Here is a 22,653-nt window from a genome sequence, read left to right as displayed (position 1 = left end):
TGGGAGGCGTGACCGACGTTCTCGACCCGGCCAGCGTCCTCGGCAAGGCCATCATCGTTCTGAACGCCTTCGCCGCCGACGACACCGGTGTCGCCTTTGCAGAGCTGCAGCGGCGCACCAGCCTGCCGAAGGCCACGCTGCACCGAGTGGCGGGCGACCTGGTCAAGGCGCGGCTTCTCGTCAGGATCGATGGCGACTACCACCTCGGGTCGCACCTCTTCGAGCTCGGCATGCGGGCGTCGGTGGAGCGCACTCTTCTTGAGGTGGCCACTCCCTTCATCGAGGACCTCTACGAACGCACCCACGAGACAGTCCACCTCGGGCTGCGTGAAGGCGCCCAGGTCGTCTACGTCGCCAAGATCGGCGGGCACCGTCAGGCCCCGTCTCCTTCGCGGATCGGCGGCCGCATGCCCGTCCACGCCACCGCCATCGGGAAGGCGCTGCTCGCCTGGGCCGACGAGGACGAGCGGACCACCGTCCTGTCGGGTCGACTGGAGCGACTGACCCCCCGCACTATCACCGCCCCCGGCCGCCTGCGCCAACAGCTCGACTCTGCCCGGGAAAACGGCGTGGCCTTCGAGTATGAGGAGTCGGCGGTAGGGCTGGTCTGCGTCGCGTCTCCGGTGCTCGACACCAACGACCGCCCCATCGCTGCGATCAGCGTGACGGGTGCGGTGACGCGCTTCCGCCCGGCGGACCAGGCCACCTTAGTACGCGCCGCCGCCGCCGGTGTCGCCGCGACGTTGGCGCGGCGCGGCAGGCTCGGCGAGCCGCTCGCCTAGCCTGCTCGCCCTGCGCGCCAGAAGACCCTCATCGTTGTCGATTCACACTGCAGACCCCGCCTTCTTGGACACCGCGAAGCCGCCAGGATGAGCCACAACCCTCCCAGAACCTCCCCCTGCGACTGCGCTCCGCCTACGCACAGCGACCTCCGCCCGGTTCGCCGCTGGAGACTTCCAAGATCAAGAGGGACACAGACCCGTGAATAGGTGGGTTGCAGGCGCGCGTCAGCGCGGGGCGGGCGAAGCCCGTCCTCCAGTTCTTCTGCAGTTGTGTCAGGCGGCCGGGTCGAGGACCACGGTGTGCCCGAGCCGTTCGAGTTGGGCGACCAGCCGGCGGGCGTGCGCCTCGTCGTTACGTCGGGCCAGCCACTCGGGTCCCAGGTCCTGGTAGGGCTCGTCGCGGGTGAGCATCCAGTAGGCCGAGACCAGGATCGAATGTCCGACTGCAAGCTGGGCCCGGGCCCTGCCGCGGCGGCTGGTCAGGCGGGCGTGTTGGGCGGACAGGTAGTTGGCGCCCTTCATCCGGCCGACCGAGCCGGCGGCCTCGACCAGCATCGCGGTGAGCCACTTGTTGCCGTGCGGCGGGCGCACCGGATAGCGCTTGCCGGCCGACTCCCTCGTTCCGGGCGAGACGCCGGCCCAGGAGGCCAGGTGCTCGGGCGTCGGGAAGCGAGACATGTCCGCGCCGGTCTCGGCGATGATCACTTGTGCGACCTTCTCCCCCACCCCGGGGATCGTCTGCAGCAGCTCCAGTTGGTGCGCCCAAGGCTGGAACGCCTGAGCGATGACGGCGTTCAGCTCGGCCAGCGCCGCCTCGACCGCTGAGATGCGGGCCAGCATGCTGCGCGCGAGCTGGGCGTGGCCGGCGTCGAAGTGGCCAGTCAGTGCCTCGGTCAGGGCCGGGATCTTGCGTCGCATCTTGGTCTTGGCCAGGTCCGCCAGCACCGCCGGATCCCGCTCGCCGTCGATCAGCGCACCGAGCATGGCGCGGGCCGAGACGCTGGTCAGGCTGGCCGCGACCGAGGACAGCTTGATCGAGGCGTCCTCCAGCATCAGCTCCAGCCGGGTGATCTCCCTCGTGCGGTCGCCCATCAACTGGACCCGGTAGCGGGTCAGCATCCGCAGCCGGCGGATGTCCGGCGGCGGCACCATCGACGGGCGCAGCAGCCCGCACTCCAACAGCTGGGCGATCCACTCGGCGTCCTTGACGTCGGTCTTGCGCCGCGAGATCGCCTTGATGTGCGCGGCGTTGACCAGCCAGACCTCCATGACCTCCTCCAGGCAGTAGAACGCGCCCTTCCAGTAGGTGGAGGTTGACTCCATCGCCGCGATCGTCACCCCGCACTCGAGCAGCCAGTCCCGCATCACCTGCAGCGAGCGGGTCATCGTCGAGAACGTCCGCGTCTCCGCCCGCCGGCCCCGCGGCCCCGGCGTGCGCACGCACACCGTCAGCGTCGCCTTGCCGATGTCCAGCCCGGCTACCCGCTCATACAGAACTTCCACCTTGGATCCCTCCTCGCCGTCGACGACCTGCAGGGCTCGTCCGGAGGGTCCTCAACTCATGGACACAGACCCGCGCGCTCACGGCAGCAATCAAGGGCACCCGAGGACCCCGCGCCAAACACGTCTGCGGGCTCTCCCGCACCAGTGACGGACGACGTCGCCGGACGACAGGACATTCTCATCGCCAAGGGCTGCGATCAAGATCGCAAAGGATTACACGTCTTGCACTTCGGGCTGGGGAAACTCGTGGTGACGGGTTACAGGAGGATCGCCAGCAGACTGAGGACGTGGGAATCAGCGGCACCCCTGAGTACCGGGCTCGACGGCGGGCGCGCGAGCAACAACCCCGTCAGCGCGTGCAGCCCACCCCGGTAGATCGCCCCCGCCCGGACCAGACTGGCGCTGCGGCGGACGGACCCGAACGACGCACCGCCGCGACGACCTGCGGATGGTGCGGCGGACCGATCACCGTGCGCAGCCGCGGCCCGATTCCCAAGTGGTGCTCTGCCACCTGCCGACACCGGGCATGGGAGCAGAGCCGCGCGGCAACCTCCGGCCGGACGGCAGTGCAGGTGGACGAGCGGCGGGTCGAGTTTCATGTACCCCTCGAGCCGACCCGCCGCGACTGGCCGAGGTTGCTCGGCGAGCTCGCCGGTCAACTGGACGACGGACGCGTCTACGACCGGGACCTTCCCGGCCTCGCCCGGGCGATGGAGCCGGTCCTGCGGTCCTACCGGCGGCGGGCCCACTGGAGCGGCGCGCCCGGCCTGCCCTGAGTGCCCTGAGCCGGACCTGCAGTACTGCTCCAGTAGGGCACCGGCGTCAACGGTGACGTCGGGACCGTTCGCGCGAAGCGGGAAGCCACTGGCTTGACATCGGTGGCGGAAGGTCGGTGACAAGCCGGCCGACCCGACGTCACCCCGACCGGCTCGCCACTAGCCTTTGGTGGCCACGTGACTCCGTGCCCTGCTTGACGGCAGGTGACTCTCCGCGCGAGGACGCCCCGCCAGGTGAACGCATCCGAGCGACTGGGAGGGGGTCCGAGGCCCCGGTGACCTCTCGCGGCCTGCGGTTGGTCAGCTGAGCGCCCCGTCACCCGCACCGTCGTCTACTCGTCACAACGGATTCCGCGGCCCTGGGTGCATGAGGTGTGTCGGCTCGTGATCTTGTCCGGTCGTCCACCTGGGAGGCGAGCACAAAGAATGGGTGCCGCAGCTGAGGGGCGAGGGGTGCGGCGCTGCGGAGGCCCATGGCAGGTCTCAGCTTGCGCTGCCGCGGAGGCCACTTCGCAGAAGAGTGTCACCCCCCCTTGGACCAGGACGTGTCCGAGATTCCCAACCGATCGCGATACCAACGCGGCTTGGAGACACCGGACACCGTCCGCGTGACCCGGAACCAGCGCGGGTCTGCCGCTACTGGAGACGGCGGATACGCAGCAGGCCGCGCTGCGCGACGGTGACCGTGCCGGCGAGCGTGGTCAGGTCGTGGCCGGCGACCACCCCCGCGAGCGCAGCGGCCACGGTCCACGCCGACTGGTCAGACGGGCGCAGCACCAGGATGCCGGCATGGCTACCCGGCGGGTACGTCCGGATGTCGCCCAGTCCGCGATCGAGGGTGATCAACAATCGTTCGTCAGCGGCTGCAGCGGCCACGACCTGCGGATCCGACGCACCGCCGAGGTCCTCGTCGACAACGGTGTCGACATCGTGTCCGGCGGCGATGAGCACCTGACGAGCTGAACGAGGGATGTTCTCGTCGAGCTTGACCTTCACTCCGGGCCCAGCGGGACCAGTTCCTCACGGGCCAGCAGCGCCCCGCACGGCGGCCGCCTGCACGCCTTCCGAAGTCAGGGTCAGATACTCCGCAACGATCTCCTCCGGGCTCATTCCGGCGGCAAGGCAGTCGAGCACCACGCTGACGGGCACGCGGGTGCCTGCGATCACCGCCTGGCCGCTCAGCACGGCCGGATCGGTGGTGATCAACGCCAGGCGGTCGGAACTCATGTGCCCAGTGTGCCCGCGCCCGCGACCTACGCCCAGCAGACCCGAGCCCCGAACCGTGCGGACTTCGTTGAGCTCGACTCGCCGATGCCCGCGCTGCGCACGGCCGAACCGGCCGGAACGCCTGCGACCGCGTGCCCTGCCGCAGCCCTGGACGTACTGGAGCAGAACTGGAGGAATGCGGGAGCGAGTCGGGAGGACGAGAACTCGAAGGACGTCGGCCCCCGGTGATAGGGGCACCTGACTGCAGAAGAACTGGAGACGAACAGGAGATCGCCGCTGCACTGTCATCAATCCGGCCCGAACGACGCCTTCTCCAGGTAGGCGTGCCGCGCCGAATGTCGGCGAGCGAGACCGGACGCCCGAGGAGGAGGCCGCCATGGTCGACGCGCAGCGACGGGAGCTGGTGTCCAGCGACCAACTGCTCCTGACGCCCGAAGAGGCCGCCCGGATTCTCCGAGTCGGCCGCACCACGATCTACGCCCTGATGAAGGCCGGTGACCTCCTCCCGGTGCACATCGGCCGCAGTTGCCGGATTTCCCGCGCCGAGCTCGAGCGCTACGTCCGCCGGCTCGACGCTCCCCCACGCAGTGCCTCTCCTCGACCAGGCCGAAGCCGGCGGACTACCACGGACCAACGCGCCTTGTTCGAGCTCACCCCCCATCCGGTGGAGCCGGCATGACTTGTGCATTCCCGACTCCCGGTGTCAGTGCACACCGCGACACTCGACGCCGGTTGAGCGCCGGCCACGCAGGGAGCGATCGATGGACGTCGAAGAACGAGGCAGCACGACCCCACGGCGCCGGAAGGCGGCGGAGAGCAGAAAGCGCGCCAGCGGCGAGTCCTCCATCTACCAGGACGAGGACGGTCGGTGGCACGGCTTCGTCTCCATGGGCAAGAAGGAGAACGGTCGCCGCGACCGCCGCCATGTCTCCGGCGCGCGACGTACTGACGTGGTGGCCAAGGTGCGCGTCCTCGAGGCGAAGCGGGACGCCGGCATCACGGAGGCGGCCGGCCGGGCACCCACGGTCGGCGACTGGCTGGACCACTGGCTGGACAACATCGCCGCCCGAAGGGTCCGTGCACGGACGCTGGAGAGCTACCGCAGCACCGTCCGGCTGCACCTCCATCCGGGAATCGGACATCACCGGCTCGACCGGCTGCAACCGGACCATCTGGAACGCCTCTACGGCGCCCTCGCCGACAAGGGGCTCAGCCCCGCCTCGATCCTGCGCGTCCACCGAGTGATCTCCCGTGCGCTTCGGGTGGCCTCGCAGCGCGGGACGGTCGCACGGAACGTCGCCACCCTGGTCGACCCACCAACGGTCAAGAGGCCGCAGACCGCGCTGCCACTGAATGCCGACGAGGCGAGGCGCGTGATGGCGGCCGCTCAGGCACACCGCAACGCCGCCCGATGGACCGTTGCGCTGGCCGTGGGACTACGGCAGTCCGAAGCTCTCGGCCTGCGGTGGGCAGACGTCAACCTGGACAACGGCACTCTCACCGTCCGTCGCGGACTGCACCGAGTCGGCGGACAGGGACTGATCTACGAGGAGCCGAAAGCCGACCGCAGCCGCCGGACCCTGGCGCTACCCGAGCAGCTCGTCGGGGCACTCCGCGCGCACCGAGCGACGCAACTCGAGGAGCGCGTTACCGCCGGTTCCCTCTGGGAGGACAGCGACCTGGTGTTCGCACAGGCCAACGGCCGACCGATCGAGCGGAAGTCGGACTGGCACAACTGGAAGGCCCTCCTGCGCGAGGCCGGCGTGCGCGAGGTCCGGCTGCACGACGGACGGCACACGGCAGCGACCCTGTTGCTGTCCGAGGGCGTTCATCCCCGCGTCGTCATGGAGGTTCTGGGCCACGCACAGATGCGAACCACGACGGACACCTACAGCCACGTCATGCCGGCCCTCGGCCGCGACGCCGCCGACCGGATGGGCAACGCGCTGTGGGGACCGCCGGCACCGTGACGCTCCAGTGGCCACCACGCTGGCACCAGATACGACTCAGGCCGCTCTCCGAGAGGGAGAACGGCCTGGTCATCGGGGTGGAGCTGAGGGGACTCGAACCCCTGACCCCCACACTGCCAGTGTGGTGCGCTACCAGCTGCGCCACAGCCCCGAACCCGGCCCGGTCTGGTGTGTCCGAGCCGGGAGCAACTGTACAGGCCGGGCCGACGGCGACCGCGCAGGGGTGGCGGCGCCGCACCGCGCGCCGCCGCCACCGGCTGGTCGGCTCAGGGCTGCTTCAGCTGGGCGATGCGGATGTGGTTGCCGAACGGGTCGCGCAGGCCGAAGTCGATCCCGTAGGGCTGGTCGACCGGCTCCTCGGTGATCTCGACCCCCTTGGCCTTGAGCTCGGCGTGCGTCCGGTACGCGTCGTCGCAGGCGAAGAACAGGTGCCCGCCGGCGACGCCCTTGGCGATCGCCTCGCGCACCTGCGCGGCGGTCTCCTCGCTCATCGACGGCGCCCCCGGCTTCTCCAGCAGGACGGCACGGTCCGGCTGGGCGGGAAGGGCGACGGTGAGGAACCGCATGGGACCGAAGTCCATGTCGGTCTGGACCTCGAACCCGAGCTTGCCGACGTAGAAGTCGAGCGCCTGGTCCTGGTCGGGGACGTAGATCTGGGTGATGGTGATGGCGGTCAGCATGGGGAGAACGCTAGGGACGGTCACTCCCCCGGTGCTTCTCCGAAACTGCTCGGTCTGGCCCACCGCATCGCGAAGCACGTCGGCACCGCCGGCAGCGGCCCGCGCTGCCGGTACACCGAGGGCGGCTCCCCCACGATGTCGCGGAAGACCCGGCTGAACGTGCCGAGGCTGCTGAAGCCGACGTCCATGCAGATGTCGGTGACGCTCCGCTCCCCCGACCGCAGCAGGAACATGGCCCGCTCCACCCGCCGCCGCTGCAGGTAGCGGTGCGGGGTCTCGCCGAAGGTGGCGCGGAACGTGCGGATGAAGTGCGCCGGCGAGACGTGCGCGATGCGAGCCAGGGTCGGCACGTCGAGCGGCTCGGCGTACCGGCGATCCATGGCGTCGCGCGCCCGGAGCAGCCGCCGGTTGGAGTCCTCCACCGCCTTGCCCACGCCGGTGATCACATCACGCCCACCGGACGTCGTCCGCGCGCTGCGGCGCCCGTCCGCGGGGCGCACCGCGCGGAGGACAGCCTCACCGCGCGGTCGAGGGCTTTCCGCGGGGCGGACCGCGCGGAGGACGGAACGGTCAGACCTGGACGCCGCGCTCGGCCAGCCAGCTGACCGGGTTGACCCGCGGCCCGTCCTCCCCGCCCTTGTGCACCTCGAAGTGCAGGTGCGGCCCGGTCGACTGCCCACGGTTGCCCAGCAGGGCGATGGTCTGGCCGGCGTCCACGTACTCGCCCGGCTCGACCAGGATGGAGTCCATGTGCCCGTAGACGGTGACGTCGCCGTTCGCGTGCAGGATGTAGACGGCCAGGCCGAAGCCGCTGGCGGGGCCGGCCCGGAGCACGACGCCGTCGCCGGCCGCGTACTCCGGCGTGCGCATGGGGGCCGCGAGGTCGATGCCGTAGTGGAACGTGCCCCAGCGGCTGCCGTAGCCGCTCGTGAGGCGGGCGCCGTTCACGGGCAGTACGAACTTGGGGCGGGCGGCCTCGGCGGCGGCGGCCTCCGCCTCGGCGCGCGCGGCGCGGGAGGCGGCGACCTCCTGCAGCCGGGCCTGGGCCTCGGCGACGGTGACCGACGCGCGGGGCATGACCTCCAGGACCTCGTCGCCGGTGGACAGCGCGGCCTGCGCCTCGAGCACCGAGGTGGCCTCGGCCGAGGCGGCCGGGGCGCCGTGTAGCCCGAGTCCGGCGGCGGCCACGCCACCGCTGAGCAGTGCGGCGAGCAGGAGCCCCGGCCGGCGGGTCGTCGCGGGCGCGCTGCGGCGGGTGTGCCGGGCGGCCCGGGACCGGGCAGGGGGACGAATCGTCGTCAGGAGCTCGGTGGAGGCCTCCTGGCCGAGTCGTGCGCGCATGCACCTGCCCGATCATCTGTGTCGCGGAGCGCCGAAGGGGAAGTTCGACTGCGCGCCATACAAACATTCCGTGACGCTGTCGTGACCAGGCGTCCGGCGCGTCCCCCGGGACACGCCGTGCGACCCGCCTCGCACGTCCCACGAGTCACACCCGTTACTGACATCGCTGTCATTCCCGGCCCCCCGTCGAGCGCTCCCGTACGACGGGCGCACAGCTGCGATCCCGGCCACACCTGGCCGCTCCGGTGCACCCGGGCGAGTGGCCCCAGGGTTTCGGCCGCCGCGGTCCAGGGCAGGCTGTTCCTCCTGGCACCTGAACCTCCTGCGCCGCTCCGGCCTGCCGATCGGGCGCCGGCCGAGCGCGATCGGGAGCCGGGCCATTGCGCGGCGGGCCGCCGCACGCGTGTACTGCGACCACCGTCGGCCGTTCCCGGAACGACCGCGGGGGCCGTGCCCTGAGGACCAGAGAGCGGGATGCGTTGACCCGAGCAGCGAGCGGCCTCCGCACCGGAGATCTGCAGCGGTGAAGATCGTCTACTTCACCTTCCGCGGACTGTTCGCCGACAACCCCCGCGCCGTCTACGAGGCGCTCCGCGACCGCGCCGGCCTCGCGCACACCTGGCTCTGCACGCCGACGACGCAGGGCTCCTTCCCGCCCGGGGTGCACACCGTGCTCTACGGCACCCCCGAGGCGGCCGCCGTCCTCGCGACGGCCGACGTCGTGGTCGCCAACGACTGCATGTCGATGCACTGGGAGAAGCGCCCCGGCACGACCTACCTGCAGACCTGGCACGGCACCCCGCTCAAGCGGATCCACCACGACGCGCCGGTCCGCCCCGGCTGGCTCGACGCACCCGACCGGGACGTCGCCCGCTGGGACATGCTGCTCTCCCCGAACCGGGCGAGCACCGAGAACCTCCGGCACGCCTTCCGGTTTGCCGGGCCGGTGCACGAGACCGGCTACCCGCGCAACGACGTCCTCAACGACCCGCGCCGCGAGGAGATCCGCGCGCGGGTCCGCGGGGAACTGGGCATCGCGGACGGCGTCACGGCGGTCCTCTACGCCCCCACCTGGCGCGACGACCTCGTGTTCTCGAGCGGCGGAGGACCGGACTTCCAGGTGCCGATCGACCTCACCGCGTTCGCCGACCGGCTGGGCGGGGACCACGTGCTGCTGCTGCGGCTGCACAGCATGGTGTCCGGCCGCCTCGCGCTGCCGCCCGGCGTGCCGGCGGTCGACGTGTCCGGCCGCGCGGAGTCCGGCGAGCTGTACCTGGCCGCCGACATCCTGGTCACCGACTACTCCTCGGCGATGTTCGACTTTGCGGTGACGGGCAAACCCATGGTCTTCTACACCTACGACCTGGAGCACTACCGCGACGACGTGCGGGGTTTCTACTTCGACCTCGCCGCTGTGGCCCCCGGCCCGCTCGTCGCCACCAGCGAGGAACTGATCGAGGCGATCGCCGACAGCGACGTCGCCGCCTCGGCACTGGCAGACCGGTACGCCCGTTTCCGGGACACGTTCTGCTCGCTCGACGACGGGCACGCGACCGACCGCGTGCTCGACCTGCTCTTCCCGCCCGGCACGCCCGCCGCGCAGCCCACCATGGAAAGGGGATGAACGTGCGGACCACCGACCGAGCCCTGACGAGCTCTCCGCGAGATCTGGCCCGCACCGCGGCGCCACGGCCCCTGCATCCCCCGGTCCAGGCGGTCATCCTGGCCGCCGGCATGGGCACCCGGCTCGGGCGCTCGCTGCCGAAACCGCTGACGCCGCTGCGCGACGGCCGCACCATCCAGCGCCGGCAGGTCGACGCGCTGCGCGAGGCGTTCGGCCCCGACACCGACATCACCGTCGTCGTCGGCTTCAGCAGCGACCTGGTGATGGCCGCGTCGCCGGACGTGCGGTTCGCCTACAACCCGGACTTCGCGCGCACCAACACCTCCAAGAGCCTGTGGCGCGGGCTGTCGACCTGCCGCGACGGCGGCGTGCTGTGGATGAACGGGGACGTCGTCTTCGACCCGGCCGTCCTGGAGCACGTGCTGAGCTGCGTCCGTTCGGACGAGAGCTTCGTCTGCGTCGACACCGCCGCGGTCGCCGACGAGGAGATCAAGTACACCCTCGACGCCGACGGCTTCATCCGCGAGCTCTCCAAGACCGTCGTCGGCGGCCTCGGCGAGGCCGTGGGCATCAACTACGTCTCCGGCGCCGACCGGGCCGCCCTCATCGCCCACCTGGACGCCTGCGGTGACCAGGACTACTTCGAGCGGGCGATCGAGACCGCGATCGAGGAGGACGGCCTCCGGTTCCGGCCGCTGGACATCTCGGCGTTCTCCGCCGTCGAGGTGGACTTCGAGCGGGACCTGGAACGGGCCAACAGCCTGTTCTGGGGGAGCACCGTCCGCCATCCCCTGGCGGTCGAGGCGGGCTGACCCGCGCCGGTGGCGTGCCGATCCCGGCACGCCACCGGAGGGGTCAGCGGAGCTCGGCCTCCGCGGGCACCCCAGCCGGCACGTCGGCGTCCCGGAAGCGCCGGACGGCGGCGACGCCGCCGATCACCAGGCCGGTGCCGAGCGCGATCAGCAGGCCGACCGCCGCCCGCGCCAGCGCCGACGGCCCGGCGCTCAGCACGTTCGCCGACCACAGCACGTCGACGTCGGGCAGCCCCTGCACGAGCATCAGCCAGCCCAGCACGACGGCCAGCAGTCCGGTCATGGCGCCCCGTCCCCGGACGGCGGCGCGGACGCCGATGCCCGCGACCAGCGTGGCGATCAGGGCCGGCAGCAGCGCCGACACCACCGCGCCGGTGTGCGAGGAGATGCTCACCGGCGGTTCGGGCGTGGCCGCCGCGTGCCAGACCGCGGCCGCCGCACCCACCAGCAGCAGTCCGCCCAGCGGCCGCGGGGTGCGGGCCAGGAGGGCCGCGGCCGGTGCCAGCACCAGCAGGGCCAGGTGGACCGGCCACACCAGCCACGGGGACGGCGGCGGGCTCCAGGTGAGCACCCCGGTCACCGCGACGGGGGTGTCGCCGTGCCGCATCGGCACGGTCCAGTCGAAGACGGTGTGCGCGCTCCCCGGGTCCGCGGCCACGGCCGGCGGGAGGAGGTCCTCGCTCATCCAGTGCGTCCGGTGGTCGTGCCAGACGTAGTGCGGCTGCGTCGAGACCTGCTCCCAGTCGGGCGTGGCCCCGCGCCGGGCGTTGTCCGGCAGGTCGACCTGCGCGTACCGGTCGAGGTTGATGTAGGTGGCGGGGCTGTTGGCGTTGCGCCACACGCCGTCCGGACCGATCCGCAGGTAGGGGTCGTCGTCGTACCCGGGCACGAGCACCTCGGTGCCGGTCTCGTTCACCAGCTCCAGCTGGTCGCCGAACTGGAGCACCCGCACCGAGATCCCGGGGACGTCGGGGGTCACCGCCAGCACCCGGGCGTCGAAGTCGCTCCCGGCCGCGTCACCCCCCACGTGGGCCGCGGCCGGGCCGGCCGCGGTGAGGCAGGCCAGCAGGCCGGCCAGGACCACCAGCAGCCGGGCCGCCGGCCGGGTCACGTCTCCTCCACGACCAGGCGGAGGTCGTCGGCGATGTCGCGCCAGGTGTTGCCGGTGTTGAAGGCCACGTCGGCCTCGTCGTCGGCTCCGTACAGCAGCAGCATCGACGAGTGCAGCCGGCCCTCGTCCTCAGCGAGCGGCACGCCCGCGGACAGCTGCGCCTGGTCGATCGTCTCCTGGTCGCCGGTCAGCCCGACGAAAGGCACGGGGAGGTCGGCGTCGAACCGGTCGAGGTACTCGCCGAGGACCTCGGGGGTGTCGGTCGCCGGATCGGTGGTCACGAACACCACCTGCAGGTCCTCGACCAGGTCCGCGTCCAGCCCGCGCAGCGCGACCGCGACGTCGGCCATGGTGGTCGGGCAGATGTCGGGGCACTCGGTGTAGCCGAAGAACAGCAGCGTCGGCCGGCCGCCGGTCGCCGCCCGGAAGTCGTATGGCGCACCGGTGGTGTCGGTGAGGGTGAACGACGGCCGGCGGTAGGGCTCGGGCAGGTCCAGCCCGGCGTACCGGTCCTCCGGCCCCTCGACGACCGCGGGGGCGTCCGAGTGGTCGTGCCCGTCCGCGGAGCCCCCGTCGGCGGACTGCCCGTCCCCGCCGCAGCCGGTCAGCACCACGAGCACGGACAGGGAGAGGGCCGCCAGCACGGGACGCAGGCGGCCGCGGACGGCGGAGCTCACGACGACACGGTACGTCGGTTCGCCCGCCAGCCGAGGACGACGCCGCCGAGACCGGCGAGCAGCGCGAGGATCGCCACGAACAGGGCCAGCCCGGCCGGCGCGCCGTCCACGTCACCGTGGGCCTCGTCGGCCGCTGACGCCGCCTGGTCGGTCGCGTCGCTGTCGGTCGAGTCACCGCCGGCCGCGGCGAGGGACAGCACCGGCGCGGGGCGCTCGGGCTCCTGGCCGTCGACCGTCGGCTCGATCCACGCCGACTCGCTACCGTCGCTGTAGAGCTGTACCGCCGGGAACGCCAGCTCGTCGGCGTCCGGGAACGGCCCGCCGGACAGCGCGAACTCCTGGAACTGGCCCGGGGCGATCCCGCCGCCGTTCTCGGCCCGGAACTCCACCACCGAGACGTAGGAGCTGATCTCCTGCCCGTGGTTGTCCAGCGGCTCGTCGAGGTCGGACGTCGTCAGGGTCGACGTCCAGCCGGGCACCGGCTGCACCCGCAGCGAGGCCAGCGCGGCCTCCTGCGGGATCTGGATGCGCAGGCCGACCGTGCTGGCGGTGTCGCTCTCGTTGGGCACGCGGAAGGTCAGCTTCCCGTACCCACCGGGGGCGGCGTCCTGGCTGGCCACGGTCACGTGCGCGGAGGCGAGGCCGGCGCCGGCGATCGACGCGGCGAGCAGGGCCAGGACGGCCGCCACGAGGGCCGCGAGGCGACCGAGGGGGCGGGGCAGGGCACGGGGAGACACGGAACTCCTGTTCATCGGGGGTGGGGTGCGCCGGCCGCGGTCAGCGGACCGGGAACTCGGTGCGGGCGGTGGTGGCGGTGAACTCGTCGAGCCGGACGCTGACCGCCAGCGTCCAGGTGCCGGCCCCGGGGACGGCCATCCCGTCGCCGACCCAGTGGCCGGGACCGGCGGGCGCCAGGTCGACGTCCAGCGGCCCGATGTCCTGGGACGGTTCGGTGAGGCTGACGGTGATCCCGGCCGGCTGGGTCAGCCGGCCGGCCTCGTCGAAGAGGTAGAGGTGCAGCGTGTTGGGGCCCGGGCGGGCCGGGTCGATCGAGACCTGCACGCTGCCGGCCGGCCCGCCGCTGCCCTCCAGCGGCAGCAGCACGTCGACCGGCTGGGCGACGGCCGAGCGCGCCGGCGGGGTGCCGACGAGGACCGCCGACAGCGCCAGCACCACCGCCGCGACGGCGACCTCGACGAGCACCGACCGGCGCAGCGCCGGCACGTGCTCGGCGGCGGCCTCGGACTGCAGCCGGCTGCGGAGCTCTCCGGCTCCCTCGTCCCCCTCGGTCAGGGTCCGGTCGGCGCCACCGGCGGCGAAGGCGTGCGCGGTCACCGTGCGGCGCCCTCCCGGCCGGGGCCGCCGCAGGCCGAGCCGCTGCTGGACCCACACCCGCGAGACCCCGGCCGCAGCCAGGACGACCAGGACCAGCCCGAGCTTGGCGATCAGCAGCCAGCCGTAGGTGGTGGCGAACAGCGCCGTCGGCGACTCCACCTCCCGGACCGCCTGCACCGTTCCGGAGACGACCAGCGCGACGACCGCGCCGAACGCGATCCGCGACCACGGCGTCAGCACCGCGGCGAGATCGGCCGTGCGGTTCCCCGCGCGCAGCACCACCGCGAGCAGGGCGGTCAGACCACCGAGCCAGACCGCCATGGCGCCCGCGTGCACGGCCGCGACGGGGACCGCCAGGCCGGGCCAGGGCCCCGCCACCGGGTGCCCGACCGCGGCGCTGCTCACGACCAGCCCGAGCGCGAGGGCCCCGGCCGTGACGGCCCGGGGGGTCGACGGCGGGGCGCCGCGGTGCCAGACGGGCCGGAGGACCAGCACCAGCGCTGCGGCCAGGAGCGCCCGGGCCAGCAGCGTCCAGCCGGCGGCGGAGGAGGCCGTCGCCGACAGCAGCGACGGGTCCAGCGCGGACGCGGGGCCGGCGCCCGCCCCGTACGGCCCCTGCAGGAGGAAGGTGAGCACCGCCGAGGCGGCCACGACGACGGCGCCTCCCGTGGCCAGCCGCCGGAGGGCCGCCGACCCCCAGCCGGCCGGCCAGCAGAAGAACGCCAGGACGGGGCCACCGACGGCCAGGGCGAGACCGCCGAACCCCAGCCATCGGCTCGCCGGGAGGGCCGCGGCCACGACCGGGTCGGTGCCGTCCTCCCCGGCGCCGGCGGTGGCCGCGACCAGTTCGCCGTCGCCGACGACGAAGGAGTACGCGCCCGCGATCGGGTGCGAGTCGGCCGAGACGACCCGGTAGGTGACGAGGTAGCCGTCCTCGGGCAGGCCGGCCCGCAGCGGGATGGTGAGCAGACCGCCGTCGACGGCCGCGGCGCCGGTGTCCACCCGCTCGCCGTCGGAGCCCAGGACCCGCGCGTACCCGGCGCCCAGCGAGACGCCCTCGCTGAACTCCAGCGTCACCTCCGCCGGCACGGTGTCCAGGCGCGCGCCCTCCCCCGGGTCGGTGGAGATCAGCGTGGCGTGCGCGGCGGCCGGCGGAGCGGTGACGACACCGCCGAGGAAGGCGACGAGGAGAGCGGCCAGCAGGATCCAGGAGCGCCTCACGCGGGGACCCGCCGGCCGGTGAGCACCCCGACGGCGCGACGACGTCGTCCCCGCCAGGCCACGGCACACACCAGCAGAGTCCCGGCGAACAGCAGCAGATGCGCCACCGCCCGCTCGACGTGCACGTGGCCGGCCGCGAGGTCGACGAGCGTCACCGGCAGCAGCAGGGCAGCGAAGGTGAGGAGGAACGGCACCGCGCCGGCGGCCAGCCGGGGGCCGGCGGCGACCGCCAGGAACGCCGCCCCCAGCGCGAGGTTCCAGGCGCCGCTCTCCCGCGCCATGTGCGCCGGGGCGCTCATCGCCCCCGCCCCGGAGGCCAGCACCGGCCAGGCGAGCGCGGCCTGCGCGGCCCCCACGACCAGCAGCGCCAGCCGCAGCGCCGAGCCCACGAGGCGGGCGCGCGCCGCCGCGGCCGCCCCCGGCAGCTCGCGCGGCAGCGCGCCGAGCACGGCGACCGTGAGATCGGGCACCGCGGGGGCCGCGGCCAGCCGGGCGCGGCGGGTCACCCGGGCCGCCTCCCCCGCCCACCCGGCGCAGCCGGCGCAGGCGGCCAGGTGCGCGTCCAGCTCGCGGGCGGGCATCTCGAGGGGCTCCCCGTCGAGACGCGCGGAGACGGCCTCGCGGAACGGCGTGCACGGCATGGTTCATTAGTCGGAGGTGGAACCCGCACGGTTCCCGCCGCGGACGACTTTCTCTCCGCGGCGTCCCGGGACGAAGACAGGGCATGGACGAGCTGGAGCGCATCGCGGCCGACGCCGCCGGGGGTGACCCCCTGGCCGCGGCGGCGCTGGTGCGCGCCACCCAGTCCGACGTCTGGCGGCTGTGCGCCGCCCTCGGCGACGGGCAGAGCGCCGACGACCTCACCCAGGAGACCTACCTGCGGGCGTTCGGGTCGCTGCACCGGTTCCAGCACCGCTCCTCGGTGCGGACCTGGCTGCTGTCCATCGCCCGCCGGGTGTGCGCCGACGCCATCCGCTCCCGCCGCCGGCGGTGGGTCGCGCTCGTCCGGGACGACGCGGAGCTGGAGTCGCTCGGCCGCGGGCCGGCCGGCGACCCGGTGGCCGAGGGCGTCGCGGTGACCGACCTGCTGGCCCGCCTCGATCGCGACCGCCGCGAGGCGTTCGTGCTCACCCAGCTGCTGGGGCTGTCCTACGCGGAGGCCGCCGACGTGGCCGGCTGCCCGGTCGGGACGATCCGCTCGCGGGTCGCCCGGGCCCGGGCCGACCTGGTCGAGTCCCTCGGTGGAGTGGACCTGGACGACGCGGGGGGAGACGCGGCTCACGCCTGAGGCGTCGCCGCCGCGGCCCTCCCCCGCCGCCACCTATGCTGCCGGACGGCCGTGCGCCGTCGTCCGGACGACGCCGTCCGTCCCCCCTCCCGATACGGAGCCGACGCGTGCCCTTCAGCCTGACCCCCAAGGACTCGAGCTTCTATCCGCTGTTCACCGCCTCCGCGGAGAACCTGGTGGCAGCCACCGACGTCCTGAGCGAGTTCGTCCACGACCACGCCCGGCGCGCGGAGCTCGCCGAGCAGCTGCGCGACCTCGAGCACGCGGCCGACCAGACCACCCACGCGATCTTCCGGCAGCTCAACACCAGCTTCGTGACGCCGTTCGACCGCGAGGACATCTACGCCCTCGCCAGCAACCTCGACGACGTCATGGACTACGTCGAGGCCGCCGCCGACCTGGTCATCCTCACCGGCCTGGGCACCCTGCCGGCCGAGATGAGCCAGCAGGTCGCCCTGCTGCAGCGGGCCGCGCAGACCACCGCCGAGGCGATGCCCCGCCTGCGCACGCTCAGTGACCTCTCCGACTACTGGATCGAGGTCAACCGGATCGAGAACGAGGCCGACAAGCTCTACCGCCGGCTGCTCTCCCGGCTCTACAGCGGCGAGTTCGACGCCCTGGAGATCCTCAAGCTCAAGGAGGTCGCCGACCAGCTGGAGGAGGCGGCCGACGCGTTCGAGCACCTCGCCAACGTGGTCGAGACGATCGCCGTCAAGGAGTCCTGAGCCCGATGGACCTCTGCTGATGGGCCGCTGCTGATGGACGCCGCCTTCGTCGGTCTGGTCGTCATCGTCCTGGTCGCCCTGGCGTTCGACTACACCAACGGCTTCCACGACGCCGCGAACGCCATCGCGGTCGCCGTCTCCACCAAGGCGCTCACCCCGCGCGTGGCCCTCGCCCTGGCCGCCGTCATGAACCTGGTCGGGGCGCTGCTGTCCACCGAGGTCGCCAAGACGGTGGGCGCGGGGATCATCGACCCGCCCGAGGGGAACAACGGGCTGGAGATCGTCTTCGCGGCCCTGATCGGGGCGATCACCTGGAACCTGATCACCTGGTGGTACGGGCTGCCGTCCTCGTCCTCCCACGCGCTGATCGGCGGCCTGGTGGGCGCCGCGCTCGCGGCGGCGCACTCGGTCCAGTGGGTCGGCGTCCTCGAGAAGGTCATCGTCCCGATGATCGTCTCGCCGCTGGTCGGCTTCGGCCTCGGCTACCTGTTCATGCTGGCGCTGCTGTGGACCTTCCGGCGGGCGCACGTGTCCAAGGCCAACCGCAACTTCCGCTACGCCCAGATCGTCAGCTCCGCCACCATGGCGCTGGGCCACGGCATGCAGGACGCCCAGAAGACGATGGGCATCATCACCCTGGCGCTGTTCACCGCGGGCGAGATCGACACCTTCGAGGTGCCCTTCTGGGTGGTGCTCGCCGCGGCCGGGGCGATCAGCGCCGGCACGTACGCGGGCGGGTTCCGGATCATGCGGACCATGGGCCGGCGGATCATCCAGCTCACCCCCACCGGCGGGTTCGCCGCGCAGACGGTGGCCTCCAGCGTCATGGTCACCACCGCTACCGTCTTCGCCGTGCCCGTGTCCACCACGCACATCACCACCACCTCGATCATGGGCGTGGGCTCCACCCGGCGGCTGTCGGCCGTCCGCTGGGGCGTCGCGGGAAACATCGTCGTGGCCTGGGTGGTGACCCTGCCCGCGGCCGCCGCGGTCGCCGCCGTCGCCTTCTTCCTCACCGAACTCGCCGTCGGCTGACCGTGACCGAGGGCCGGAGCGGGGCGCCGGTCGCCCTGGGCACGGCCCCGGGCCGCTGGCTGGTCACCGTCGCGGTCCTCGCCTCGGGCATGGCCTTCCTCGACGCCACGGCCGTGCAGGTCGCCCTGCCGGCCATCGGGGCGGAGTTCGGCGCCTCGCTGTCCGGGCTGCAGTGGACCGTCACCGCCTACACGCTCACGCTCGCGGCGCTGATCCTGCTCGGCGGTTCCCTCGGCGACCGGTACGGACGGCGCCGCGTCTTCCTGATCGGAGTGGTGTGGTTCGCCGCCGCCTCGCTGCTCTGCGGGCTGGCCCAGGACACCGTGCAGCTGGTCGCGGCCCGGGCGCTGCAGGGCATCGGCGGCGCGCTCCTCACCCCCGGCAGCCTGGCACTGATCCAGTCCTCCTTCCGGCCCGTGGACCGCGCGCGGGCGATCGGCCTCTGGACGGCGCTGGGCGGTATCGCCGGGCTGATCGGGCCGTTCCTCGGCGGCGTGCTGGTCGACGCGGTGAACTGGCGGCTGGTCTTCCTGATCAACGTCCCACTGGCCGTCGTCATCGTCGCCGTCGCCGGACGGCACGTGCCGGAGAGCCGCGACCCACGCCACCACGGGCGGTTCGACTACGCCGGTGCCGCACTGGGCGCCCTGGCCCTGGGCGGTCTGACGTACGCGCTCATCAGCGCGGGCGAGCAGCCGGCGGGGGCCGACGTCCTCGCCTCCGCCGCGGTCGGCGTCGCCGCCGGCGCCGGATTCGTCGTCCGCGAGCAGCGGGCCACCGATCCGATGCTGCCGCCGCGCCTCTTCCGCGACCGGCAGTTCACCGGCGCCAACGCGGCCACGCTCGCCGTGTACGGCGCCCTGGGCGGCAGCGGGCTGTTCCTCGTGCTCCAGCTGCAGACCGTGCTCGGCTACGACGCCACGGGGGCGGGCGCGGCGATGCTCCCGACGATCCTGGTCATCACACTGCTCGCCCCGCGGTTCGGCGCCCTGGCGCAGCGGATCGGCCCGCGGCTGCCGATGACGGTCGGCCCGCTGGTCGTCGCCGCCGGCACGCTGTGGCTGTCCGGCGTGGACGGCAGCGGGCCGTACGTGGTGGAGGTGCTGCCCGGCTCGCTGCTGCAGGGGCTGGGGATGGCGATCACGGTGGCCCCGCTGACGGCGACGGTGCTGGCCGCGGCCCCCGACGCCATGGCCGGGATCGCCAGCGGCGTCAACAACGCCGTCGCCCGGGCCGCCCAGCTGCTCGCCGTCGCCGCCCTGCCGGTGCTCGTGGGCCTCGGGGGCGACGACTACACCGATCCGGCCGCCTTCACCGGCGGCTTCCGGGCCGCGCTGCTCGTCTGCGCGGCGCTGTTCGCCGTCGGCGGCACGGTGGCCTGGGCGACCATCCGCAACGACGTCCTCGACACCTCGGCGGACCGGCCACCCTCCGTTGGCACCTAAGTTCATCGATCTGGTAGACATAGCGCCGTGACCCGGTCGACCGCGCTGCTCCTCGTGAGCCGCCGCCACGTCGACCTGCTGCGTGTCTGCACCGCAGCCTGTCCGGGCCGCTGACCTTCCGCGCCCTCCCGCGCACCCCCTCGTTCTCCCGCTGAGCGCCGCCGTGCCCGCGCGCGCCCGCGGTCCCTGAGACTCGGAGTCAGCCCCCCGTGAAGACCCTCGTCCTGCTCGCCCTGGTCGGCTTCGGCGCGCAGCTGGTGGACGGCAGCCTCGGCATGGCCTACGGCGTCACCTCGACCACCCTGCTGCTGGCGATCGGCACCAACCCGGCCATGGCCTCGGCCACGATCCACCTCGCCGAGATCGGCACGACGCTCGCCTCGGGCGTCGCGCACTGGAAGTTCGGCAACGTCGACTGGAAGGTCGTCGCCAAGGTCGGCGTCCCGGGGGCGGTGGGCGCCTTCGCCGGCGCGACGTTCCTGTCGAGCCTCTCCACGGAGATCGCGGCGCCGGTCATGTCCCTGATCCTGGTGTCGCTCGGGGTCTACCTGCTCGCCCGCTTCACCCTTCGTGGCCTCGACCGGCGCAACCTGGGCAAGCCGGTCCGCAAGCGCTTCCTCGGCCCGCTGGGCCTGGTCGCCGGGTTCGTCGACGCCACCGGCGGGGGCGGCTGGGGACCGGTCGGCACCCCGGCCCTGCTGGCCAGCGGGCGGATGGAACCGCGCAAGGTCATCGGCTCGATCGACACCTCCGAGTTCCTGGTGGCGCTCGCCGCCAGCCTCGGCTTCCTCGTCGCGCTGGGCTCCCAGGGCATCGACCCGCTGTGGGTGGCCGGTCTGCTCGGCGGCGGCCTCGTCGCCGCGCCGATCGCCGCCTGGCTGGTCCGGCACATCCCCCCGCGCATGCTCGGCTCGCTCGTCGGCGGCGTCATCGTGCTGACCAACACCCGGACGCTGCTCTCCAGCGACTGGGTCGAGGCCGGGGGCAGCGTCCGCGCCGTCGTCCTCGCGCTGCTGGCCGTCGTCTGGGTGGCCGCCGTCGTGCACTCCTTCCGCCAGTACCGCAAGGACCGGGCGGTCGAGTCCGCGGACGCCGTCGCCGCCGAGGCACGGCGCACCGCGGCGGCCGAGCGCAACGTCGTCGCGGACCTGAGCGAGGAGGCCGACGCGGGGGCCCACGTCCCCGCCGGCCGCCCCAGCGCCCCCCGCGACTGACCCCACCCCGGGCCCAGGCCCCGCCCCGCCCCGCCCCGCCGGGATCAGGTCACCTGATCATCGGGCGTCCTCCCTCACGTTCTGCGGTGAGGGAGGACGCCGCATGATCAGGGACGCTGATCATGGCGGGGGCAGGAGGGTGGCCTCCAGGGCGGCGGGGAGACCCGGTCGCGGCAGCCCGTTCGGGGAGTCGAACGGCCGCCGGTCGGTCTGCTGCCACACCCAGGTGTCCCGGACCGTCTCGACCAGGGGCCGGGCGGGCAGCCCCAGGTCCCGTGCCCTGGTCGTGTCGACGTCCCAGGCGGTGCGCGCGGTCTCGGCGGGCAGCCACAGGGGCAGGTGGATCCACGGCTCGACCCCGGCCGCCAGGAGGTCCGCCTCCGGCACCGGCACCCAGTCGGCATCGCCGCCGGTGACCTCGCGGCAGGTCTCGAGCAGGCCGCCGAGCGTCGCCATGCCGGCCGGCCCGGTGGCGTTCACCGCCCCCGCACGGCCCCGCTCGGCCATCTCGACCAGCCATCCGGCGAGGTCCCGGGCGTCGACGACGGCGATGGGCTGGTCGAAGCCCTCCGCGGGGACGACGACCGGTCCACCCCGGGCGATCCGGTCCAGCCACCAGCCGAGCCGGTACACGTAGTCGTAGGGCCCGAGGATCAGGCCGGCCCGGGCGGTCAGGAAACCCGCGCCGACGGCCGACCCGATCACCCGCTCCGCGAACGCCTTGTTCGGCCCGTACTCGTCGTCGTCGGACTCCCACGTCGGCTCGTCGTCCTCCGGGCCGATCGGACCGGGTGGCCAGGTGCGGTAGGCGTTGAGGCTGCTCACGAAGGCGTAGCCGTGCACGCCGCCGAGCGCCGCAGCGGCGTGGCGTGCCGCGGCCCGCGTGCGGCACGAGGTGTCGACGACGAGCTCGGGCGACCAGCCCCGCAGCGCCGCCGGCAGGGCGTCGGGGTCGTCCCGGTTCCCGCGCAGCGCCCGGACGCCCGCGGGCGGCTCCCCCGAGATCCCTCGGGTGAAGGTGGCCACGTCGTGCCCGCGGTCGAGCGCCGCCGTCGCCACGTGCCGGCCGAGGAACCGGGTGCCGCCGAGCACGAGGAGTCGCATGGGCCCACTCCAGCCGAGCCGCTCCCCCACCGTCCAGCCGGTTCGCGCCCGGCGTAAGGCAGGTGAGGTGCTGGAACGGCCCTCCTGCAGGGGCCCATCCCGAGCGTCAGCGAGGAATGGGGGGCAGGAGGGTCCTTCGTCAGACCGCCCGGCGGTACTCGGGGACCTGGGGCAGCGGCGTGGAGCGGGCCGCGGCCAGCACCATCTGCGGGGAGCCCGGCAGCCCCCGCCGGGTGCACAGCCGCAGCGCCCGGGCACCGGTCAGGACGTCGGTCTCCGGGGGCACCACCAGGAGGTCGGCCCGCCGGGTGCCGCCGGCCCAGGTCAGGCAGACGACGCCGGCGTCCATGCTGCGGAAACCGCCGGTGCGCACCACGCGGCCCTGCACCTCGATCTTGCGCGCCACCGGGGACCAGGCGTCCAGGGCGTAGGTGAACCGCTCGACCCGGAGGCCACGCCGGTCCAGCTCGGCGATCAGCTCGGGCAGCTCGACGGCGAGGTCCCGGCTCCGCGGGAACCAACCGCCGTCGAACGCCGAGGCCCCGTCACCGGCGTTGTCCCGCAGACTCACCCGGACGTCGATCCCGCCCCGGAAGTGGTTCTCCGCCGGAGCCGTTCGGGTGATCGTCGTCATGCGTGCGGCCGCCTCTCGTGCACTCGTCGCCCGGGGTCATGACCCATGACCCCGAGGAGAACGTAGGCGGGGCAGGGCGGGCGCCGTGGGGAGGGTGGGGCCGGCGCGCCGGGCTCCTCCGGCCGGTCGTCACCAGCCGTGCCTGACCG

24 protein-coding genes and 1 tRNA gene are annotated in these 22,653 nt (G+C 73.3%); 11 read left to right on the top strand and 14 right to left on the bottom strand.

The window, feature by feature from the left end; genetic code table 11:
- Positions 1-8: 8 nt before the first annotated feature.
- A complete protein-coding gene (locus BM142_RS18580) occupies positions 9-782 on the top strand; it encodes an IclR family transcriptional regulator (RefSeq protein ID WP_217640789.1) in 774 nt (257 codons plus the stop codon).
- Between the two features lie 273 nt (positions 783-1,055).
- Here the strand turns inward: BM142_RS18580 and BM142_RS18575 are convergent, their stop codons facing one another.
- Complete coding sequence (locus BM142_RS18575; protein ID WP_092202000.1) at positions 1,056-2,285, bottom strand: IS110 family RNA-guided transposase; 1,230 nt, start codon at positions 2,283-2,285, stop codon at positions 1,056-1,058.
- Positions 2,286-2,857: 572 nt separating this feature from the next.
- On the opposite strand from BM142_RS18575, the gene BM142_RS18570 reads away from it, so the two are divergent.
- Positions 2,858-3,061 carry a hypothetical protein gene (locus BM142_RS18570; RefSeq protein ID WP_092202060.1) on the top strand — a complete coding sequence of 68 codons (204 nt, stop codon included), beginning with the start codon at positions 2,858-2,860 and terminating at the stop codon, positions 3,059-3,061.
- Positions 3,062-3,697: 636 nt separating this feature from the next.
- On the opposite strand, the gene BM142_RS18565 is transcribed toward BM142_RS18570, so the two are convergent.
- Both BM142_RS18565 and BM142_RS18560 read right to left on the bottom strand, forming a co-directional pair.
- The gene (locus tag BM142_RS18565) at positions 3,698-4,057 is read right to left on the bottom strand and encodes a DUF5615 family PIN-like protein (protein ID WP_092201998.1); all 360 of its coding nucleotides are present in this window, start codon (positions 4,055-4,057) and stop codon (positions 3,698-3,700) included.
- Positions 4,058-4,081: 24 nt separating this feature from the next.
- Entirely contained in the window at positions 4,082-4,288 is a 207-nt protein-coding gene (locus BM142_RS18560; protein WP_092201996.1) for a DUF433 domain-containing protein, read from the bottom strand.
- Between the two features lie 376 nt (positions 4,289-4,664).
- On the opposite strand from BM142_RS18560, the gene BM142_RS18555 reads away from it, so the two are divergent.
- Both BM142_RS18555 and BM142_RS18550 read left to right on the top strand, forming a co-directional pair.
- The gene (locus BM142_RS18555) at positions 4,665-4,967 is read left to right on the top strand and encodes a helix-turn-helix domain-containing protein (RefSeq protein ID WP_092201995.1); all 303 of its coding nucleotides are present in this window, start codon (positions 4,665-4,667) and stop codon (positions 4,965-4,967) included.
- Positions 4,968-5,175: 208 nt separating this feature from the next.
- Positions 5,176-6,258: a tyrosine-type recombinase/integrase gene (locus tag BM142_RS18550; RefSeq protein ID WP_217640788.1), complete on the top strand. Its 1,083-nt coding sequence runs from the start codon at positions 5,176-5,178 to the stop codon at positions 6,256-6,258.
- Between the two features lie 78 nt (positions 6,259-6,336).
- Here the strand turns inward: BM142_RS18550 and BM142_RS18545 are convergent.
- The 4 genes from BM142_RS18545 to BM142_RS18530 all read right to left on the bottom strand — a co-directional run bounded on the left by BM142_RS18545 (position 6,337) and on the right by BM142_RS18530 (position 8,279).
- Positions 6,337-6,409: transfer RNA gene (locus BM142_RS18545), tRNA-Ala, on the bottom strand.
- A 115-nt stretch (positions 6,410-6,524) separates the two neighbouring features.
- On the bottom strand, positions 6,525-6,938 hold the full coding sequence (locus BM142_RS18540) for a VOC family protein (protein ID WP_092201991.1): 414 nt from the start codon (positions 6,936-6,938) through the stop codon (positions 6,525-6,527).
- 20 nt (positions 6,939-6,958) lie between these two features.
- Positions 6,959-7,438: a helix-turn-helix domain-containing protein gene (locus BM142_RS18535; protein ID WP_254791065.1), complete on the bottom strand. Its 480-nt coding sequence runs from the start codon at positions 7,436-7,438 to the stop codon at positions 6,959-6,961.
- Positions 7,439-7,508: 70 nt separating this feature from the next.
- On the bottom strand, positions 7,509-8,279 hold the full coding sequence (locus BM142_RS18530) for a M23 family metallopeptidase (protein ID WP_092201989.1): 771 nt from the start codon (positions 8,277-8,279) through the stop codon (positions 7,509-7,511).
- A gap of 523 nt (positions 8,280-8,802) precedes the next feature.
- On the opposite strand from BM142_RS18530, the gene BM142_RS18525 reads away from it, so the two are divergent.
- Both BM142_RS18525 and BM142_RS18520 read left to right on the top strand, forming a co-directional pair.
- Complete coding sequence (locus tag BM142_RS18525) at positions 8,803-9,903, top strand: CDP-glycerol glycerophosphotransferase family protein (protein WP_092201987.1); 1,101 nt, start codon at positions 8,803-8,805, stop codon at positions 9,901-9,903.
- On the top strand, positions 9,900-10,715 hold the full coding sequence (locus BM142_RS18520) for a phosphocholine cytidylyltransferase family protein (RefSeq protein WP_217640787.1): 816 nt from the start codon (positions 9,900-9,902) through the stop codon (positions 10,713-10,715). Before BM142_RS18525 ends, BM142_RS18520 begins: the two co-directional genes overlap by 4 nt.
- A gap of 43 nt (positions 10,716-10,758) precedes the next feature.
- Here BM142_RS18520 and BM142_RS18515 read toward each other — a convergent pair whose 3' ends face one another.
- From BM142_RS18515 to BM142_RS18495, 5 genes are read right to left on the bottom strand one after another with little or no spacing between them, the layout of a single operon-like run.
- Positions 10,759-11,826, bottom strand: coding sequence for a hypothetical protein (locus BM142_RS18515; protein WP_092201985.1), 1,068 nt, complete (start codon positions 11,824-11,826; stop codon positions 10,759-10,761).
- The gene (locus tag BM142_RS18510; RefSeq protein WP_092201983.1) at positions 11,823-12,503 is read right to left on the bottom strand and encodes an SCO family protein; all 681 of its coding nucleotides are present in this window, start codon (positions 12,501-12,503) and stop codon (positions 11,823-11,825) included. The genes BM142_RS18515 and BM142_RS18510 overlap by 4 nt, the downstream gene beginning before the upstream one ends.
- The gene (locus BM142_RS18505; protein ID WP_254791064.1) at positions 12,500-13,240 is read right to left on the bottom strand and encodes a YcnI family copper-binding membrane protein; all 741 of its coding nucleotides are present in this window, start codon (positions 13,238-13,240) and stop codon (positions 12,500-12,502) included. Before BM142_RS18505 ends, BM142_RS18510 begins: the two co-directional genes overlap by 4 nt.
- A 40-nt stretch (positions 13,241-13,280) precedes the next feature.
- Entirely contained in the window at positions 13,281-15,059 is a 1,779-nt protein-coding gene (locus BM142_RS18500; protein WP_092201979.1) for a copper resistance CopC/CopD family protein, read from the bottom strand.
- Complete coding sequence (locus BM142_RS18495; protein WP_092201977.1) at positions 15,056-15,700, bottom strand: zf-HC2 domain-containing protein; 645 nt, start codon at positions 15,698-15,700, stop codon at positions 15,056-15,058. The genes BM142_RS18500 and BM142_RS18495 overlap by 4 nt, the downstream gene beginning before the upstream one ends.
- Positions 15,701-15,783: 83 nt before the next feature.
- Here BM142_RS18495 and BM142_RS18490 point away from each other — a divergent pair, with 83 nt between their 5' ends.
- From BM142_RS18490 to BM142_RS18470, 5 genes are all read left to right on the top strand, one after another.
- Positions 15,784-16,347, top strand: a complete 564-nt coding sequence (locus BM142_RS18490; protein WP_092201975.1) for a sigma-70 family RNA polymerase sigma factor — start codon at positions 15,784-15,786, stop codon at positions 16,345-16,347.
- 107 nt (positions 16,348-16,454) lie between these two features.
- Positions 16,455-17,072 (top strand): DUF47 domain-containing protein, encoded by a 618-nt coding sequence (locus BM142_RS18485; protein ID WP_092201973.1) that lies wholly within the window; start codon positions 16,455-16,457, stop codon positions 17,070-17,072.
- A gap of 33 nt (positions 17,073-17,105) precedes the next feature.
- Complete coding sequence (locus tag BM142_RS18480) at positions 17,106-18,107, top strand: inorganic phosphate transporter (RefSeq protein WP_092201971.1); 1,002 nt, start codon at positions 17,106-17,108, stop codon at positions 18,105-18,107.
- Between the two features lie 2 nt (positions 18,108-18,109).
- Positions 18,110-19,552 carry an MFS transporter gene (locus tag BM142_RS18475; RefSeq protein WP_254791063.1) on the top strand — a complete coding sequence of 481 codons (1,443 nt, stop codon included), beginning with the start codon at positions 18,110-18,112 and terminating at the stop codon, positions 19,550-19,552.
- Positions 19,553-19,761: 209 nt separating this feature from the next.
- Positions 19,762-20,766, top strand: coding sequence for a sulfite exporter TauE/SafE family protein (locus BM142_RS18470; protein ID WP_092201969.1), 1,005 nt, complete (start codon positions 19,762-19,764; stop codon positions 20,764-20,766).
- A gap of 120 nt (positions 20,767-20,886) precedes the next feature.
- Here BM142_RS18470 and BM142_RS18465 read toward each other — a convergent pair whose 3' ends face one another.
- Both BM142_RS18465 and BM142_RS18460 read right to left on the bottom strand, forming a co-directional pair.
- Positions 20,887-21,870 (bottom strand): NAD-dependent epimerase/dehydratase family protein, encoded by a 984-nt coding sequence (locus BM142_RS18465; protein ID WP_092201967.1) that lies wholly within the window; start codon positions 21,868-21,870, stop codon positions 20,887-20,889.
- Between the two features lie 139 nt (positions 21,871-22,009).
- A complete protein-coding gene (locus tag BM142_RS18460) occupies positions 22,010-22,504 on the bottom strand; it encodes a DUF5994 family protein (RefSeq protein ID WP_092201965.1) in 495 nt (164 codons plus the stop codon).
- Positions 22,505-22,653: the final 149 nt, after the last annotated feature.

It is taken from the genome of Blastococcus tunisiensis (genome assembly GCF_900112815.1).
GTDB lineage: Bacteria > Actinomycetota > Actinomycetes > Mycobacteriales > Geodermatophilaceae > Blastococcus_B > Blastococcus_B tunisiensis.
Note: the sequence above shows the minus strand (reverse complement) of the source record. Positions and strands in the feature narration are given on the sequence as shown.

Bases quoted from the DNA above. Each gene is read 5' to 3' on its own strand.
- BM142_RS18560 (WP_092201996.1), bottom strand. From the start codon at position 4,288: ATGAGTTCCGACCGCCTGGCGTTGATCACCACCGATCCGGCCGTGCTG.
- BM142_RS18555 (WP_092201995.1), top strand. From the start codon at position 4,665: ATGGTCGACGCGCAGCGACGGGAGCTGGTGTCCAGCGACCAACTGCTC.
- BM142_RS18550 (WP_217640788.1), top strand. From the start codon at position 5,176: ATGGGCAAGAAGGAGAACGGTCGCCGCGACCGCCGCCATGTCTCCGGC.
- BM142_RS18540 (WP_092201991.1), bottom strand. From the start codon at position 6,938: ATGCTGACCGCCATCACCATCACCCAGATCTACGTCCCCGACCAGGAC.
- BM142_RS18530 (WP_092201989.1), bottom strand. From the start codon at position 8,279: ATGCGCGCACGACTCGGCCAGGAGGCCTCCACCGAGCTCCTGACGACG.
- BM142_RS18520 (WP_217640787.1), top strand. From the start codon at position 9,900: ATGAACGTGCGGACCACCGACCGAGCCCTGACGAGCTCTCCGCGAGAT.
- BM142_RS18495 (WP_092201977.1), bottom strand. From the start codon at position 15,700: ATGCCGTGCACGCCGTTCCGCGAGGCCGTCTCCGCGCGTCTCGACGGG.
- BM142_RS18490 (WP_092201975.1), top strand. From the start codon at position 15,784: ATGGACGAGCTGGAGCGCATCGCGGCCGACGCCGCCGGGGGTGACCCC.
- BM142_RS18480 (WP_092201971.1), top strand. From the start codon at position 17,106: ATGGACGCCGCCTTCGTCGGTCTGGTCGTCATCGTCCTGGTCGCCCTG.
- BM142_RS18465 (WP_092201967.1), bottom strand. From the start codon at position 21,870: ATGCGACTCCTCGTGCTCGGCGGCACCCGGTTCCTCGGCCGGCACGTG.
- BM142_RS18460 (WP_092201965.1), bottom strand. From the start codon at position 22,504: ATGACGACGATCACCCGAACGGCTCCGGCGGAGAACCACTTCCGGGGC.